This is a genomic window from Chitinophaga solisilvae (assembly GCF_009928525.1).
Lineage (GTDB): Bacteria > Bacteroidota > Bacteroidia > Chitinophagales > Chitinophagaceae > Chitinophaga > Chitinophaga solisilvae.
On record NZ_JAABOK010000002.1, the window covers coordinates 648,757 to 663,320 of the forward strand.

A 14,564-nucleotide genomic window follows, 5' to 3' on the forward strand; every position below is an offset into this window, starting at 1 on the left:
GGAACGCCGGACAGGCGTTCCTGTCAGCTTTCCTTTCTGATGCAATCATTTTCTTATGAAGTTTATTGATACAGTGCGTTACGGACTGGTATGCTCCCTTTGTTTATGCAGTTCCCTCCTGGTTAATGCCCAACAAATGAAGCTGGGAGCCAATCCTACTTCACTCAGACCTTCCGCGCTGCTGGAACTGGACAGTAAAAAACAGGCGCTGCTGCTGCCACGTATTATCGATACCAACCAGATTGCCTCCCCGGTAGACGGGATGATTATCTTCCTGGAATCAGATAAAACATTCCGCGTGCGCGCCAATAACTACTGGACCAGACTGGTGCCCGATAACGCGGTTACCACTATCAATAATGATAAGACACCTGCCCAGTCATTCACCGTTGACAATACCAGCAAGCCATTCGGCTTCTCTCACCCCGGCGGCGGCGTACACACCCTCGCTATTCCCGACGCCAGTCTGACCACACGTGGTTTTATAAATACGGCTGCACAATCCTTCGATGGCAACAAAGCCTTCAATGCTCAGCTGAAAGCCAATACTTTTAACCTCACCAATGATGCTGCCGCCACTGTTGCAGACCGCATCCTCGGTAAAAATGCTGCTTCCGGTGATGTTACCGGCATCACCCCTGATAATACTACCATCAAAATAAATACCGGCAACAAACTCGTTGCTGATAACGGTGTTGCGCAATGGAACGCCAATAAATTATTCAACGTTGATGTGTCCAATCTTACGCCGGCACTCAATGATGTACTGACATACAATGGTACCAAATGGGAGGCCAAAGCAGCTTCCGGTGCTACCGGTAACGGCTATATTAAAAATGGTACCACGCTCCAGTCAGCCGATTTCAATATCAGCGGCTACGGCGATATCGGTATGGATGCGCGTGTAGGCGGTAACGTTACTGCCGGCGGCGCTGTCAAAGGCTCCTCCGGAAGTGTGACATCTACCTGGGGAGTAGGTACCAACCTTACTGTAGGCGGTACTGCTACTTTAAGCGCGCTGAATCCCAATGGTGTGCTGTTTCTCAATGCATCAAAGAATGTGGCGCAAAGTACCAGTATAGGCGACTTCTTCTGGGATAATACCAAATCCGGTCTGGGACTGGGTTTTGGCGCTACTACAGGAGCAGTGGGCAACCGCCTGGAAATAAAATCTGCGCTGACAACTTCTCCTAAATATTTATCCGGATTAAGACTCAGCAACCTCGCTGCCGTTACTGCCATTGCTGATCTGGCCCCGGTTCCCTCCAGGGTGCTTACTGTTGATAACAACGGGGATGTGGTGCTGGCAGTTAACCCGTCAGGCTCCAACTGGCTGATCGCTGGTAATGCCAATCCCGCAACCGGCAGTTTTCTCGGTACTACTACCGACAACGATATGATTCTTAAATACAATAATAAAGAACTGTTCAGGGGTACAAAAGGTGTCAATGCCGGCTTCACCAACTACGCCATATCTCTGTTCAACGGCGCATCTCCTTTCAACGGGCATCCGTTCATTGTACGCGCAAACGGCAATGATGTAATGGCCTTCCAGGATAAGGACGGCAACACCAAATGGCACTGGAACCTGTTAAGTAACGGACTGAACTTTGTTGAAACAGATCAGGGAGATTACCGGTTATTTTTGAAACAGGGAGGAAACATCGGTGTTAATACCAACAACCCGGTAGCAAGACTGGATGTGAGCGGGAATTTCAAACTGGGGGTGAGTGGAACCGTGATCAACAATATGATTAAGATCAGGGCAGTTACTTCCGGTAGTAAGACACTTACCAGCAGAAGAATGATATTCTTTGATATTGATGTGAGCAGCGTCACCACTTCTCTGGATGCAGCCACAGCTACTGTAATGGTAAGTCCGCTGAATGATATGAATTCTTCAGATAATTCAACAACTATAATACCTACGATAGCCTGGGCACGTGTGTTGGACGATAGTACTATCAGAGTAGCCATCGTAAACCAGGGTACTGGTAGTCCCAGTCTGGCCAATGGTACCGTTTTTAACATCGTAGTCATCCAATAAACTTATATTTTGATCAGACGTTTACTCCTCCTATTTATCCTTCTCATCTGCCGGAATCTCTACGTATCCGCACAGCAGGGCGTTTACATCCCTGCCGGATCCGCAGTGTGGATTCCCGGCGATGGCGGCGTAGGCGTATTCTCTGATCTGACCAACAACGGTATCCTGGGCTCCAATCCCAATGCTACCCTATATTTCCTCAGTAAAAAATGGACTAACGGCAACGGTGCTACGTTGCCGGATGAAAGCGCTGATGGTATCTCCGGTACCGGCGGCCGCTTCCTGTTTTCTGCGACCAATCCGCTGTATGGCAACATAGGGCAGCAGACCATATACGGCAGCTACAGCCTGGCTTCCCGCCAGGGAACCAGCTTCCCCAACCTCACAGTGGATAACAGCGCAGGGCTGCTGTTAGATGATCTCAGCGACCTGAAAATCCGGAATAACCTGCACTTCCTGAAAGGACATATTTTTCTCAACGGATGGAATCTGCTGATAGGAGAGAAGAGTGCCGGCTCCATCACAGGTTACAGCAATACCCGCTTTATCGTGAATGGCAACGGCTTTGCTGGTGGCGCACTCTACCGGGCAGGTATAAACGATGCGGCCGGAAGAGTGGTGTTCCCCGTTGGTTCCACTCCCGACAGTTATTCCCCGGTAGCTGTTCAGCACTCCGGCATGACAGATTATTTTGGTATCCGTGCATACGACAGCGTATATACCTTTGCTGCAGGCGGTACCGCCTATAAGGACAGCTTCGTCAATAAAACCTGGCACGTACGCCGCCTCGATGATACCGGTGGTGAAACAGGCATTATCCTCCAGCATATGGATGCGGATGAGCTGCCGGCATATGCCGGCTCCCGCGACAGCAGCTTCATTACCCGCTTCACCGGCGGGGTATGGGATAATGTGCCCTATATCATCCGCCAGCCACAGGCAGGCACTTTAACGACCACCCCTATGGGCGCGCCGGCTACCATGCACCTGCGCGAATTCACCGCCCTGGGCGGCAGCGAATACTTCGCTAAAACAACACTCATCAGTAAGGTGAAACCAGCCATTTTCCTCAGCTTCGAGGCTTACCGCATTGCGCCGGTAATGGTGCAGCTGGACTGGACCACCAGCCGCGAAGTAAATAACCTGCGCTTCGAGGTGGAACGCAGATACGAAAGAGAGGAAACTTTCACCACTATAGCTTCCGTACCTACCAAAGCACTTAACGGCAACAGCAATGTGCCGCTGAGCTATATGTACCAGGATCTGAATGACTACGATGACTGGACCTACTACCGCATTAAGGCCGTTTCCCGCAGCGGCCGCGTGGTATACTCTGAAATCAGAGCCGTACCGCCTTTTGTACAGATCGACGTATTCCCGAACCCGAATGCCGGCAGGTTTACTGTGCGCGTCCGCGGCGTAAGGGGTGACCTGACCCTGCAAATTCTCGATACCTGGAGCCAGATTATGCGCCAGGAGAAAATTGCACGGGATAAGGATGTCAATATCAGCGATCTGCCTTCCGGCGCCTACTTCCTCGTGATCTACAACAAAGACACGCAGAAAGTGGTATACACCACCAAGGTAATTGTAACGCAGTAGAGAATGTTTGCTTTTTTCATATAATTCCCTCAATTTTGTAGGGTCATTTCTTCCGGGAGATCCAATAAACAACAATTAAGGTTTTGAAAAAAATAATCATCACGATAGATGGCTACTCTTCATGTGGCAAAAGCACGCTTGCAAAACAGCTGGCTAAAAAGCTGGACTATGTGTATATCGATAGCGGCGCCATGTATCGTGCAATTACCCTGTATTTTTTACAGAACCGTGTTGACTGGACCTCCAGCGCCGCCGTGAACGCCGCTCTGGCAGACATTCACCTGGAATTTATGTGCAACCCGCTCTCCGGCGCCAGCGAAATGTTCCTCAACGATGAAAATGTAGAACATCTCATCCGCGAAATGATCATCGCAGAAAAAGTAAGCGAGGTAGCTGCCGTAAAAGAAGTACGCGAATTTGCCGTAGCCCAGCAGAAAAAAATGGGCGCCCGCAAAGGCATCGTAATGGACGGCCGCGATATCGGTACAGTCGTATTTCCACATGCGGAACTGAAAATATTCATGACTGCCGATATTGCTATCAGGGTAGAACGCCGCTTCAGAGAACTCTACGCCAAAAACAAGAATATTACCATAGAAGAAGTAAAGCAAAACCTGGAACTCAGAGACTATATTGATGCCAACCGGGAAATAAGCCCCCTTCGCAAAGCCGACGATGCTATTATTCTGGATAACAGCCAGTTAACACTCGAAAATCAGCTGGAACTGGTGATGCAATGGGTGGAAGATGCCATCATGGAGCATTCTTCCTGAAATATTATTTTCTTTTGTTAAAAGTCTTTTATACATTTGCTTGGTTCCTGTTAACCATCAGGAATACCATCTCAATAATTTTCCACATCCTGAAGAATTTCCTGCATTAATTGTTTGTGTGTTTACTATGTCTGTTCAGACTGGTTTACATCATTAGCCTTATCCTTCCTGAAAAGCACTGCTTAGGTATTGTGTGGAATATTGTTATGCGCATGAATCCGTGTTGCTGCCGCCTGACATATAATAATAAGACAACAAACAGAACCTGTGAGCGCAAGTCGCGTACAATATATGTGCTGCCTTATGAAAGTCTTATCCTGACTATATCCACAATGACCCTTTGCTATTAACCGACTATAGAAACGTAATCATACAATAATAACATTTGCCGTGAAAACAGCTGCTATGCTGTAACCCGGCATAAAGAGAAATGTGGAGTGGCATGCTATGTCATGTTCATTCCATGTTTTCAGTAGGTGTATTCGGTTAATAGGAAGAAGGGGCGAATTCTTTCGCCCTTTCGCTTTTTATGCAGGCAAAGGCCTGAATTCATAATTCTTAATTTGACAATTCTTGTTTAAATTGTGTGGTCACACTGTCCCGCCCATGTCTGTAAAAGGTGTATGTTTCTTGTGTCTGCTCCTCCTGGGAGCAGGTTTGGTCGCGCAGGCGCAGGATTCCCTGCGGATATACAAGGCGTTGGATTCCATCAGACTATTACCCAACGATACCACCAAAGTTTCCCTGTTGATTAAAACAGGACGCCAGTTTTCCCGGTATTTCGATGCGGCTAAACCAGATAACCTCTTCTGGCAGGAAGCCCTGCAGCTCTCCCAGCGTTTACGCTATTCCCGTGGCCTCGCCCTGGCATATAATGAACTGGGCACCTCCAAAAGGAACAAGTCGCAATACATCGTGGCGGAAGATCTGCACGAAAAAGCCATTAAATATGCAGAAGAAGCCGGAGACTCGCTGCTGATAAGCTATGCTTTCAATAATGCAGGGGTAGACTGCCGCCGGCAGGATAAACTCCAGCAGGCGTTCGACTACCACCTGCACGCCCTGAAAATAGCCGAAGCTGTCAATGATGTCCGCAATATCTGTGTAGCCACCAACAGCATCGGGAATATCCAGCTGACCGCCGAAAATTATGACGACGCGATCAAGCATTTCGACCGCGCCCTGCAACTGGAAGAAAGCAGCAATAATGACCTGGGCGTGGCCATCAACCTGGGAAATCTGGGGTATGCCTACCAGGGACAAAGCAAACTGGACCTGGCAGTGCAGTATTACCGCCGCTCCCTGGCTGTTAACCTGAAAATAGATAATCCTACGGGCATGGCTATATGTTATAATGCCCTCGGTGCTGCCTACAAAGAGAAGAAAGATTATGCCACCGCCATGGATTACCTGAAGAAAGCCCTGGCCGTCAATGATAAGGTAGCAGATAAAATTCATGTCGCGGAAAGCTACCTCAACATCGGCAAGCTGCTCAGCGCACAGGGAAAACATGACGAAGCCAGGAAGTATATACAGCAGTCGGTTGACGTGAGTACGTTCTGGGGCTTCAAGTCCATGCTCATGGAGGCCTATAAGGCACTGGCAGCAGATTACAGGAGCAGCGGGGATTTTAAACGCTCTATGGATGCGGCAGATAAATCATTGCTGTACAAGGACAGTATCCTGAATGATAAATCGACCATGGCGCTGACGCAGATGCAGACCATTTATGAGGTAGACAGAAAAGATAATCAGATCAAAACGCTGGAACATGATAAAATGGTTAATGAGCTACGCACCAAACGCAACGTGGTTTTTACATTTGCGCTGGCTGGCTTCCTGCTCATGGCCATTGTAGGCGGCTTCTTTTATATCCGCCACCGTAACCTGGAGGCCAACAAGCAAACCCTCCTGCTGGAGCTGAACTCCCTGCGTTCCCAGATGAATCCGCATTTTATCTTCAACTCCCTCAGCTCCATTCACCGCTATATCTGGAGCAATAACCAGGAGGAAGCGTCGGACTACCTGACCAAATTCTCCCGGCTCATGCGCCTGATACTGGATAATACCCAGCATACCTTTGTAGCGCTGAATAAGGAAATTGAATCATTAAAACTGTATCTCGATCTGGAATCCTTGAGATGTAATGGTATCTTTGAATATTATATCCATATTGATCCGGCCATAAATGATGAAGAAGTCCTTATCCCGCCCATGATTCTGCAACCATATGTGGAAAACGCTATCTGGCATGGACTGGTACATAAACAGGCGGATAAGGGCATGCTCCATATCGAAATCGTCCTGAAAGCCCGCAGCCTCGTATGTACTATTACCGATAACGGCATCGGCAGGAAAAAAGCCATGGAAATAAAGGAAAAGAAAGGGAAAATGCACAATTCGGTTGGCATGAAGGTAACGGAAGGCCGCATTGATCTCATCCGTAAAATCAATAACAAAGATGCAGGAGTAATAGTAACCGACCTGGAAGATACTGCCGGACAACCGGCTGGCACCAAAGTAACCATTATATTACCGGCTGAATTTATTTTTTAATCAGCAGACAGCTAAAAACTATATCTAAAAATCACGCAGCATGAGCGACATTAAGGCTATCATCGTTGATGATGAGCAACATTGTATCGATGCCCTGCAAACTATGTTGTTAAAGAAGTGTCCCGGAGTGGAAGTGGTTGGATCAGCGAAAGGAGTAAGGGAAGCAAAGGAACTACTCGATGAGTTACATCCCGACCTGGTATTTCTGGACGTGGAAATGCCACACCAGAACGGGTTTGAGCTGTTAAAACTCTTTGATAAGGTATCCTTTGACGTCATTTTTACTACAGCCTATGAACAGTATGCATTAAAGGCCATTAAATTCAATGCACTCGATTACCTTTTGAAACCCTTCAGTGTAAAGGAATTGCAGGACGCCCTGGAGAAATGCCGGGAGAAGAAACAGCAACGGCTGAAAGATACGGCTGTTTCTCCCATGGATGTTTTTCTGCAGAATATGAAAACACTGCAGCAATCGCATAAAAAAATTGCGCTGCCTACCATCAACGGACTGGTGTTTATGCCCGTGCAGAACATTGTCCGGTGCGAGTCTACAGGCAATTACACCCGCATCTTTTTCACGGATAAGAAAAACCTGATGGTATCCCGGCCGCTCAAAGAGTTTGAAGAGTTACTGACAGATGTGGATTTCTTCCGGGTACATAATTCTCACCTGATTAACCTGCAGCAAATGCAGTCCTATATCCAGGGAGAAGGCGGGTTTGCCCTCATGAGCGATGGCGCGCAGGTGGAAGTTTCCAGAAGACGGAAAGCCGACTTTCTCAAGAAAGCTATGCAGTTTTAACGGTTTCCGATTTTATTCTATTTTATGCCAGTTATTGTCAATAAACTACCGGATAATAAATGGTTGTTGTGTCACTTTTTGAGAAGAACTACATTTGAATTACGATTTCAATTTAAATACTATATAAAGATTTTATTCTCTGCATTACTAGCGCGATTAGCCCCAAAGAAAAAAGACACCGGAAGGTGTCTTTTTTGTTGTGCAATAATTATATGTAAGATGATTATAAATAGCGGAAATCAATCAGCTGTAGCCATTTCATCGGCTTTATGTTCCAGGCCGTAAAAAGACAGCAGCCGGCGGATCACTCCTTCGACCAGGGCATCCGGGCAGGAAGCGCCGCTGGTTAACAGTACTGTCACCCGCTCCTTTTCTGGTAAAAAAGTATCACTGTGGATTACCTGTTTATGATGGAAATCGTAGTGGTCTATTTCGCCGGCAGAATGGATATGCTCAGGGGCGCTGATGAAATAGGTCGGCAGCTTTTCTTCGCAGAGTTCTACCAGGTGGGAAGTATTGGAACTGTTATAACCACCCACTACAATGGCCAGGTCGGCGGGTTCCAGGAGCATGCCGGTAACAGCGCTCTGGTTGTCGTTGGTGGCGTAGCACAGCGTATCGCGGGTGTCGGCAAACCTTTCGCCTACCGTAGCCTCTGTAAGCTGATAATGAGCTGTTATAACCTGGCGGATATAATCCGCTATTGCCTGCGTTTCTGTGGCCAGCATGGTCGTCTGGTTAACTACGCCGACACGTTGCAGGTCTGTGGTCACATCAAAACCAGGGGAGTACTGATCTTTAAAAACCGTGTAGAAGCTCTCTGCGGGCGTAGTGCCGTTAATATAGGCGGCGAGTTTCTCTGCTTCGGCCATGTCCTTTACCACCACGGTAGGTGTATTGGAGCGGCTGTGAGAGAAGGTGGCCCTGGTTTCTTCGTGTCCGGGCTTTCCGTGCACAATAACCGTATAGCTCTTCTTGCCTATCTGTTCTGCCTTGTTCCATACCCGTTCCACGAAAGGGCAGGTGGTATTATATTTCAGCGGTTCGATACCGAGGGAGTGCAGTCGTGTTTCTATTTCCAGGGTGGTGCCAAACGCCGGTATAATTACAATGTCGTCTTCCTGCAGGTCTTCCCAGGGAATCAGCTGTTTGCCCGCCGTATCCATGATAAACTGAACGCCGCGGTCCAGCAGGTCATTGTTTACATGCGCGTTATGGATCATTTCACTGAGCAGGAAAATCCGTTTACCGGGGTTTTCCTCTACGGTTCTGAAAGCTATTTCAATGGCATTTTCTACACCGTAACAAAAGCCGAAATGGCGCGCCAGCAGTATTTTCAATGGGCCAAAGTCAAGCAGGGTGGGCGAAAAGTCCTTCTTCATGCGGTCCTGCTGTTTGCGCTGGTTTTTGATAGCGCTGATCAGCGGACTGCGATATATCACCGGAACATTGAATGTTTTCATGTGTAAAAAACGAAAGAGTGAGCGGCAAAGTTAATCAGTTTTCCTTGCTGACTTTATCCAACCATGCTTTTTCTTCTGCGCTGAGGCTGTGATATCCTTTCTCATTGATTTTGTCGAGCAGCTGATCCAGTTTAAGCTGGTTGTTGTCATCCGGCTTTTTCACCACTTTCAGCGGAGATTTTTTAGGTTTGAAGCGGGCCTGTCTTTTTTTGCTTTCCGCGCGGGTTTCGGCGTCGAAGAGCCATATGAGCGGTTTGCAGAGGTCAGTGCCGTTCTGCAGGATACGTATGTAGAAGAAGCCCAGCAGCGCGCCTCCCATATGGGAAATGATGCCGCCCAGGTTGCCCTGCGGGATGGAAACCAGCCCCAGTACTATCAGGGCCAGTGCCAGCCATTTCAGGCGGATGGAGCCCAGAAACAGGAGGCCTATCTCGTAGTTTGGCATCAGGGTGGCACAGGCTACCAGAATGCACATCACGGAGGCGGAAGCGCCGATCATCACGGCATCGGTGCTGCCCAGGAAAAGGTTATAGCATAACAGGTACAGTACGCCGCCGGCGATACCGCCCAGCAGGTATAGCGGCAATATCCGCCGGTTGCCCAGGAAGCCCCGGAATAGATTACCGAACCAGTACAGGTTAAGCATGTTAAAGAAAATATGGAAGATGCCCACATGGGTAAACATGTAGGTGATAAGCCCCCAGGGCTTAATCAGGAAAGTGCCGGGATGTGAGTGAAGCGCCAGCTGCTCAAAGGTCCAGGCAAAGGCAGTATTACCGGGTGAAAATGTTTGTATTACTTCCAGTGTTTTGATCCCGAGGAAAATAATAATATTCCACAGCAGCAAATGATTAACTGTATTGCCTTGTCTGAGCCAGTAGCGAATATCCGATTGAAATGAAGTCCCGTTCATATACACAAATTAAAGTAAAAATCCGGGATTTAAGTACACGAAATTTAAAGCTTTCCGCTGCATGATAACTGCAACTGTCAGGGTGCGCCGGAGCTTTTTACGCCAGGTTTTTTCATTGGTTGATATGCTGTTTTGAACATCTTCCTCTATTAACAATTTTTTCGTGTTCCGGTTGTGTCAGCAGCAAAAACAGGAGGGAATACTAACAATAGAAAATATTCTCACAAGATATTTTTCAGCTATATGTTTTAAAAATATCTGAAAATCACGTTAAAATATCAGCGGGAGCCTGGTTTTCTTCGCAAAAAATAGGGAAAAACGGGTAAAATGTCGTATTTTTGCCGTCCCATAAAACAGGGAGTCCGGGTATTCCGGATTAAAATACCAATTTTTTTTATGAGTGAAAACAACATTCCTAACGAACAAAACGCTGAACAACAGGCTCCGCAGGCAACAGCTCCTGTGGCAGAAACAGCGACACAAAAGGCTCCTGTAGCAGCTACCGCTCACGACGATTTCGACTGGAGCGTAGACAAACGTAACGTTTCTTCTTACAGCAAAGCTGAAAAAGAAAAGTACGACCAGACTTACGACAGCACCTTCAAAGTGTTTGAAGAAAACAGTCTGCTGACTGGTACTGTAGTAGGTATCACCAACACAGACGTGGTAATCAACATCGGTTTCAAATCTGATGGTTTGATTTCCCTGAACGAATTCCGCGATGTTCCCGGTCTGAAAATCGGCGACGAAGTGGAAGTGCTGGTAGTAGAAAAAGAAGACCGCGATGGTAACCTGCACCTGAGCCGTAAACAGGCTCGCCAGAAACGTGCATGGGAAAAAATCGTGGAAGTTTACAAAACAGGCGAAGTGGTTACCGGTACCGTTACCAGCAAAACCAAAGGCGGCTTGATCGTAGACGTTTACGGTATGGAAACATTCCTGCCAGGTTCTCAGATCGACGTGAAACCTGTTACCGATTACGACCAGTTCGTTGGCAAAACTATGGAGTTCAAGGTGGTGAAAGTAAACGAAACCATCCGCAACGCTGTCGTTTCTCACAAAGCGCTGATCGAAAGCGATATCGAACAACAAAGAGTGGATATTATCTCCAAACTGGAAAAAGGCCAGGTACTGGAAGGTACTATCAAAAATATCACCGACTTCGGTGCGTTCATCGACCTGGGCGGTCTGGACGGTCTGCTGTATATCACCGATATCAGCTGGGGCCGTATCTCCCACCCAAGCGAAGTACTGCAGATGGATCAGAAAATCAACGTTGTTGTGCTTGACTTCGATGACGAAAAACGTCGCATAAGCCTGGGCTACAAACAACTGACTCCTCATCCGTGGGATACTTTACCAGCTACAATCACCGAAGGTGCTAAAGTAAAAGGTAAAGTAGTGAACATCGAAGATTACGGTGCTTTCCTGGAAATCATGCCTGGCGTAGAAGGTCTGGTACACGTTTCTGAAATCTCCTGGGCTTCAACTCCTATCAACGCGAAGGAATTCTTCAAATTAGGCGAAGAATACGAAGCAGTGGTAGTTACCCTGAGCAAAGAAGAGCGTAAAATGTCTCTGTCTATCAAACAACTGACAGAAGATCCATGGTCTACTATCGAAACTAAATTCCCGGTTGAAAGCCGTCACAAAGGTATCGTGAAAAACATCACTCCTTATGGCGTGTTCGTAGAACTGGAAACCGGTATCGGCGGTATGATCCACATCTCTGATCTGAGCTGGATCAAACGTTTCAACCACCCGTCTGAATACACTAAAGTAGGTAACGAAATAGATGTAGTTATCCTGGGTATTGATAAAGAAAACCGTAAGCTGAGCCTGGGTCACAAACAGATCGAAGAAGATCCATGGAACACTTTCGAAACTATCTTCCCGATCAACTCCGTACACGAAGGTACCGTTGTGAAGAAAGATGAAAAAGGCGCTACTGTTCAACTGCAGTATGGTCTGGAAGCTTACGCTCCTGCACGTCACCTGAGAACGGAAGACGAAAAACCAATTAACGTTGAAGACGTGAAAGAATTCATGATCATCGAATTCGATCGCAGCGAAAAACGTATCCTGGTTTCTCACACAAGAGTATGGGAAAAAGCACAGGCTGAAGAAAAAGAAGCTGTTGTTAAAGAGAAGAGAGCTGAAGCTGACAAAACCCGTAAAGCAGTGAAAAACATTCAGGGTAAAGTAGAAAAAGCTACTTTAGGTGACCTGGGTGCTTTAGCTGAACTGAGAGAAAAACTGAAACAGTCTGAAGGCGGCGAAGAAAAATCCGCTCAGTAAGACCTGCACCAGTTCAAATAACAAAAAAGGCTGTTCCTTCGGAACGGCCTTTTTTTGTTACTTGAACTGGTGCATTTTATTATTTTATTATTTGAGATTTGGTTATTTAAAATGCAGCGAAGATCTAAGTCTAGGTCTTCGCTGCATTTTAAATAACCAAATCCCAAATAATAAAATAACAAAATTATTCAAAGAGGGCTACCACGCGTGCCGGGGCCGCGCTGGCGCCTTTTATTTTCAGGGGGAATACGGCTACTTTAAAGCCGTAGGGGGGTAGTGCGCCGAGGTTTACAAGTTGTTCCATGTGGCAGTATTCCTTTTCCCTGCCTACGAGGTGGGCCTGCCAGAAGTAGTCCTGCTGTGCGCTGGTTCTGGCCTGCTGTACCATGTATTTCAGGGGCAGATCCCAGCCCCATTGATCGATACCCATTACTTTCACGCCCTGATCTATCAGCCAGTGGGTGGCGGCTGCGCTCATGCCGGTACCGCGCATGGGATATTCGCTGGTGCCGATAAACTGATCGCGGCCGGTACGGATAAGTACAATGGTACCCGGACGGATCATGGCGCCGGTGGCGGCTAGGTTTTCCTGTATATCAGTGAGCGTGATCTCTTCGAAATCGGCTTTATGCGTCATATCAATCACTACGCCGTCGCCATAGCACCATTCCAGCGGGATTTCATCGATGGTTTTGGCAGGTTGCCCGTTAACAACAGGGGCGTAATGCCAGGGGGCATCCATATGGGTGGTGGCATGAACGCCCATGCTGACGATTTTATCATCGGCCCAGCCTTCAAAGCCTTTGGGAAACAGGCGGGCAGGAAGCCCCAGGAAAAAACGGATCAGCATTTTGCTTTTCCGGTGCGCCTTATGTTTTATTTTAACGCGCATAAACCAGGGATCCTGTCTGTTGTACTCAATCGTTTTGGAGAGATCAACAATTTTCATATGAAAAGACGGATTTATCTTTTGGTTGTCAGCAGTTCCAGCTGCCGATCGCCGAACTGCAGCAGCGAGTCCAGCTTCATATCTGCCAGCGCATAACGGGGGTCCTGCCGGTTATGCGGTTCCGGTACCACAATGGTTTTCATGCGGGCAGCTTTGGCCGCCGTCATGCCGGTAACAGAGTCTTCAAAAGCGAGGCAGTCCAGCGGATCGCTGTTAAGCGCTGTGGCACAGGCAAGATACACGGCAGGATGCGGTTTGCCGTAATCTTCAAATTCAGCGGAATATACGGCCTGGAATTTATCCCTGATCTGCAGGTGCTGCAGTACCGCTTCAATCAGCCGCAGGGGGGAAGAAGATGCCAGCCCTGTTTTAAAGGAGCGCTGCCCGAAGAAATCCAGGATATAATGCAGCCCTTCCATAGCCGTACCGGAAGCAATGATTTTGGCAGTAACACTGTCAATGATTTCTGCTGTTACCTGGTCCGCACTTTTGCTGTCCCATTTAAAGTAGTTATGCCAGTAGCTGACTACTTCTTTTGTCCGCAGCCCCGTAGTGAGGTGCGTGAGTTCAGGAGATAAAGTAACGCCTACCGTTGAAAATACTTCCCGCATGGCTATGCCCCATAAAGGTTCAGAATCTACCAGCAGGCCATCCATATCAAATATTACCGTGTTAATCATAATACGCCGTTTGCGCCGCAAAGATAATAAACACAGCCGCCCCGCTGCCGGCCGGTCGCATTTTCCCATAATAAAATGTTATATGGCATAATCACAGGTTATGACCCTGATGCCGGTTTTTTATAGTGGGTGTTCTGTAAGTTGTTATCTATCAGTTGGTTGAAAATTTTTTCTGATAAAATACGCGCCGGAATTAATTTTTTCTGGTTTTCTGCTCCCACGTAAATATTTTTTGGAAAGATGAAGGGCATTTCTATCTTTGTATTACTCTACTAAAATTATAGGGAATATGGGTAATGAGGCAAGCGTGATGATGATGAATAACCGCTGTAATGATGGCTGCTGTTGTAAAACAGCGGCGGAGTGTGTAGTATGAATTCAGCTGATTGATGTAATCACCTTTATACGAAGCCTCCGCAGACAAACGGGGGCTTTTTGATTTTAGTGAACAAAGCAGGAGCCAACCAGGATTTAACGC

At 47.4% G+C, this 14,564-nt stretch carries 10 protein-coding genes; 6 read left to right on the plus strand and 4 right to left on the minus strand.

Translation table 11 applies throughout. From position 1 onward, the window contains the following. Positions 1-55 precede the first annotated feature (55 nt). The 5 genes from GWG06_RS05420 to GWG06_RS05440 all read left to right on the plus strand — a co-directional run bounded on the left by GWG06_RS05420 (position 56) and on the right by GWG06_RS05440 (position 7,783). A complete protein-coding gene (locus GWG06_RS05420; protein ID WP_160711840.1) occupies positions 56-2,047 on the plus strand; it encodes a hypothetical protein in 1,992 nt (663 codons plus the stop codon). 9 nt (positions 2,048-2,056) lie between these two features. Next, entirely contained in the window at positions 2,057-3,649 is a 1,593-nt protein-coding gene (locus tag GWG06_RS05425) for a T9SS type A sorting domain-containing protein (RefSeq protein WP_160711842.1), read from the plus strand. 83 nt (positions 3,650-3,732) lie between these two features. Continuing rightward, positions 3,733-4,422: a (d)CMP kinase gene (gene cmk / locus GWG06_RS05430; RefSeq protein ID WP_127043403.1), complete on the plus strand. Its 690-nt coding sequence runs from the start codon at positions 3,733-3,735 to the stop codon at positions 4,420-4,422. Between the two features lie 630 nt (positions 4,423-5,052). Then, on the plus strand, positions 5,053-6,978 hold the full coding sequence (locus GWG06_RS05435) for a tetratricopeptide repeat protein (RefSeq protein ID WP_160711844.1): 1,926 nt from the start codon (positions 5,053-5,055) through the stop codon (positions 6,976-6,978). A 40-nt stretch (positions 6,979-7,018) separates the two neighbouring features. Further along, positions 7,019-7,783: a LytR/AlgR family response regulator transcription factor gene (locus GWG06_RS05440; RefSeq protein WP_127043405.1), complete on the plus strand. Its 765-nt coding sequence runs from the start codon at positions 7,019-7,021 to the stop codon at positions 7,781-7,783. A gap of 239 nt (positions 7,784-8,022) precedes the next feature. Here the strand turns inward: GWG06_RS05440 and GWG06_RS05445 are convergent, their stop codons facing one another. Both GWG06_RS05445 and GWG06_RS05450 read right to left on the minus strand, forming a co-directional pair. Then, positions 8,023-9,246, minus strand: coding sequence for a 4-hydroxy-3-methylbut-2-enyl diphosphate reductase (locus GWG06_RS05445; RefSeq protein WP_127043406.1), 1,224 nt, complete (start codon positions 9,244-9,246; stop codon positions 8,023-8,025). A 34-nt stretch (positions 9,247-9,280) separates the two neighbouring features. Continuing rightward, the gene (locus GWG06_RS05450; protein ID WP_160711846.1) at positions 9,281-10,159 is read right to left on the minus strand and encodes a rhomboid family protein; all 879 of its coding nucleotides are present in this window, start codon (positions 10,157-10,159) and stop codon (positions 9,281-9,283) included. A 396-nt stretch (positions 10,160-10,555) separates the two neighbouring features. Between GWG06_RS05450 and rpsA the strand changes: the two genes are divergently transcribed. Next, positions 10,556-12,457 (plus strand): 30S ribosomal protein S1, encoded by a 1,902-nt coding sequence (gene rpsA / locus GWG06_RS05455; RefSeq protein ID WP_127043408.1) that lies wholly within the window; start codon positions 10,556-10,558, stop codon positions 12,455-12,457. 184 nt (positions 12,458-12,641) lie between these two features. Here the strand turns inward: rpsA and GWG06_RS05460 are convergent, their stop codons facing one another. Together GWG06_RS05460 and hxpB are read right to left on the minus strand one after the other, a co-directional pair. After that, positions 12,642-13,406: a cyclase family protein gene (locus tag GWG06_RS05460; RefSeq protein ID WP_127043463.1), complete on the minus strand. Its 765-nt coding sequence runs from the start codon at positions 13,404-13,406 to the stop codon at positions 12,642-12,644. 14 nt (positions 13,407-13,420) lie between these two features. Then, positions 13,421-14,086: a hexitol phosphatase HxpB gene (hxpB, locus tag GWG06_RS05465; RefSeq protein WP_158631626.1), complete on the minus strand. Its 666-nt coding sequence runs from the start codon at positions 14,084-14,086 to the stop codon at positions 13,421-13,423. Positions 14,087-14,564: the final 478 nt, after the last annotated feature.

Excerpts from the sequence above, each read along its gene's own strand:
- GWG06_RS05440 (WP_127043405.1), top strand. The coding sequence starts at position 7,019 with ATGAGCGACATTAAGGCTATCATCGTTGATGATGAGCAACATTGTATC.
- GWG06_RS05460 (WP_127043463.1), bottom strand. The coding sequence starts at position 13,406 with ATGAAAATTGTTGATCTCTCCAAAACGATTGAGTACAACAGACAGGAT.
- rpsA (WP_127043408.1), top strand. The coding sequence starts at position 10,556 with ATGAGTGAAAACAACATTCCTAACGAACAAAACGCTGAACAACAGGCT.
- GWG06_RS05450 (WP_160711846.1), bottom strand. The coding sequence starts at position 10,159 with ATGAACGGGACTTCATTTCAATCGGATATTCGCTACTGGCTCAGACAA.
- hxpB (WP_158631626.1), bottom strand. The coding sequence starts at position 14,086 with ATGATTAACACGGTAATATTTGATATGGATGGCCTGCTGGTAGATTCT.
- GWG06_RS05420 (WP_160711840.1), top strand. The coding sequence starts at position 56 with ATGAAGTTTATTGATACAGTGCGTTACGGACTGGTATGCTCCCTTTGT.
- GWG06_RS05445 (WP_127043406.1), bottom strand. The coding sequence starts at position 9,246 with ATGAAAACATTCAATGTTCCGGTGATATATCGCAGTCCGCTGATCAGC.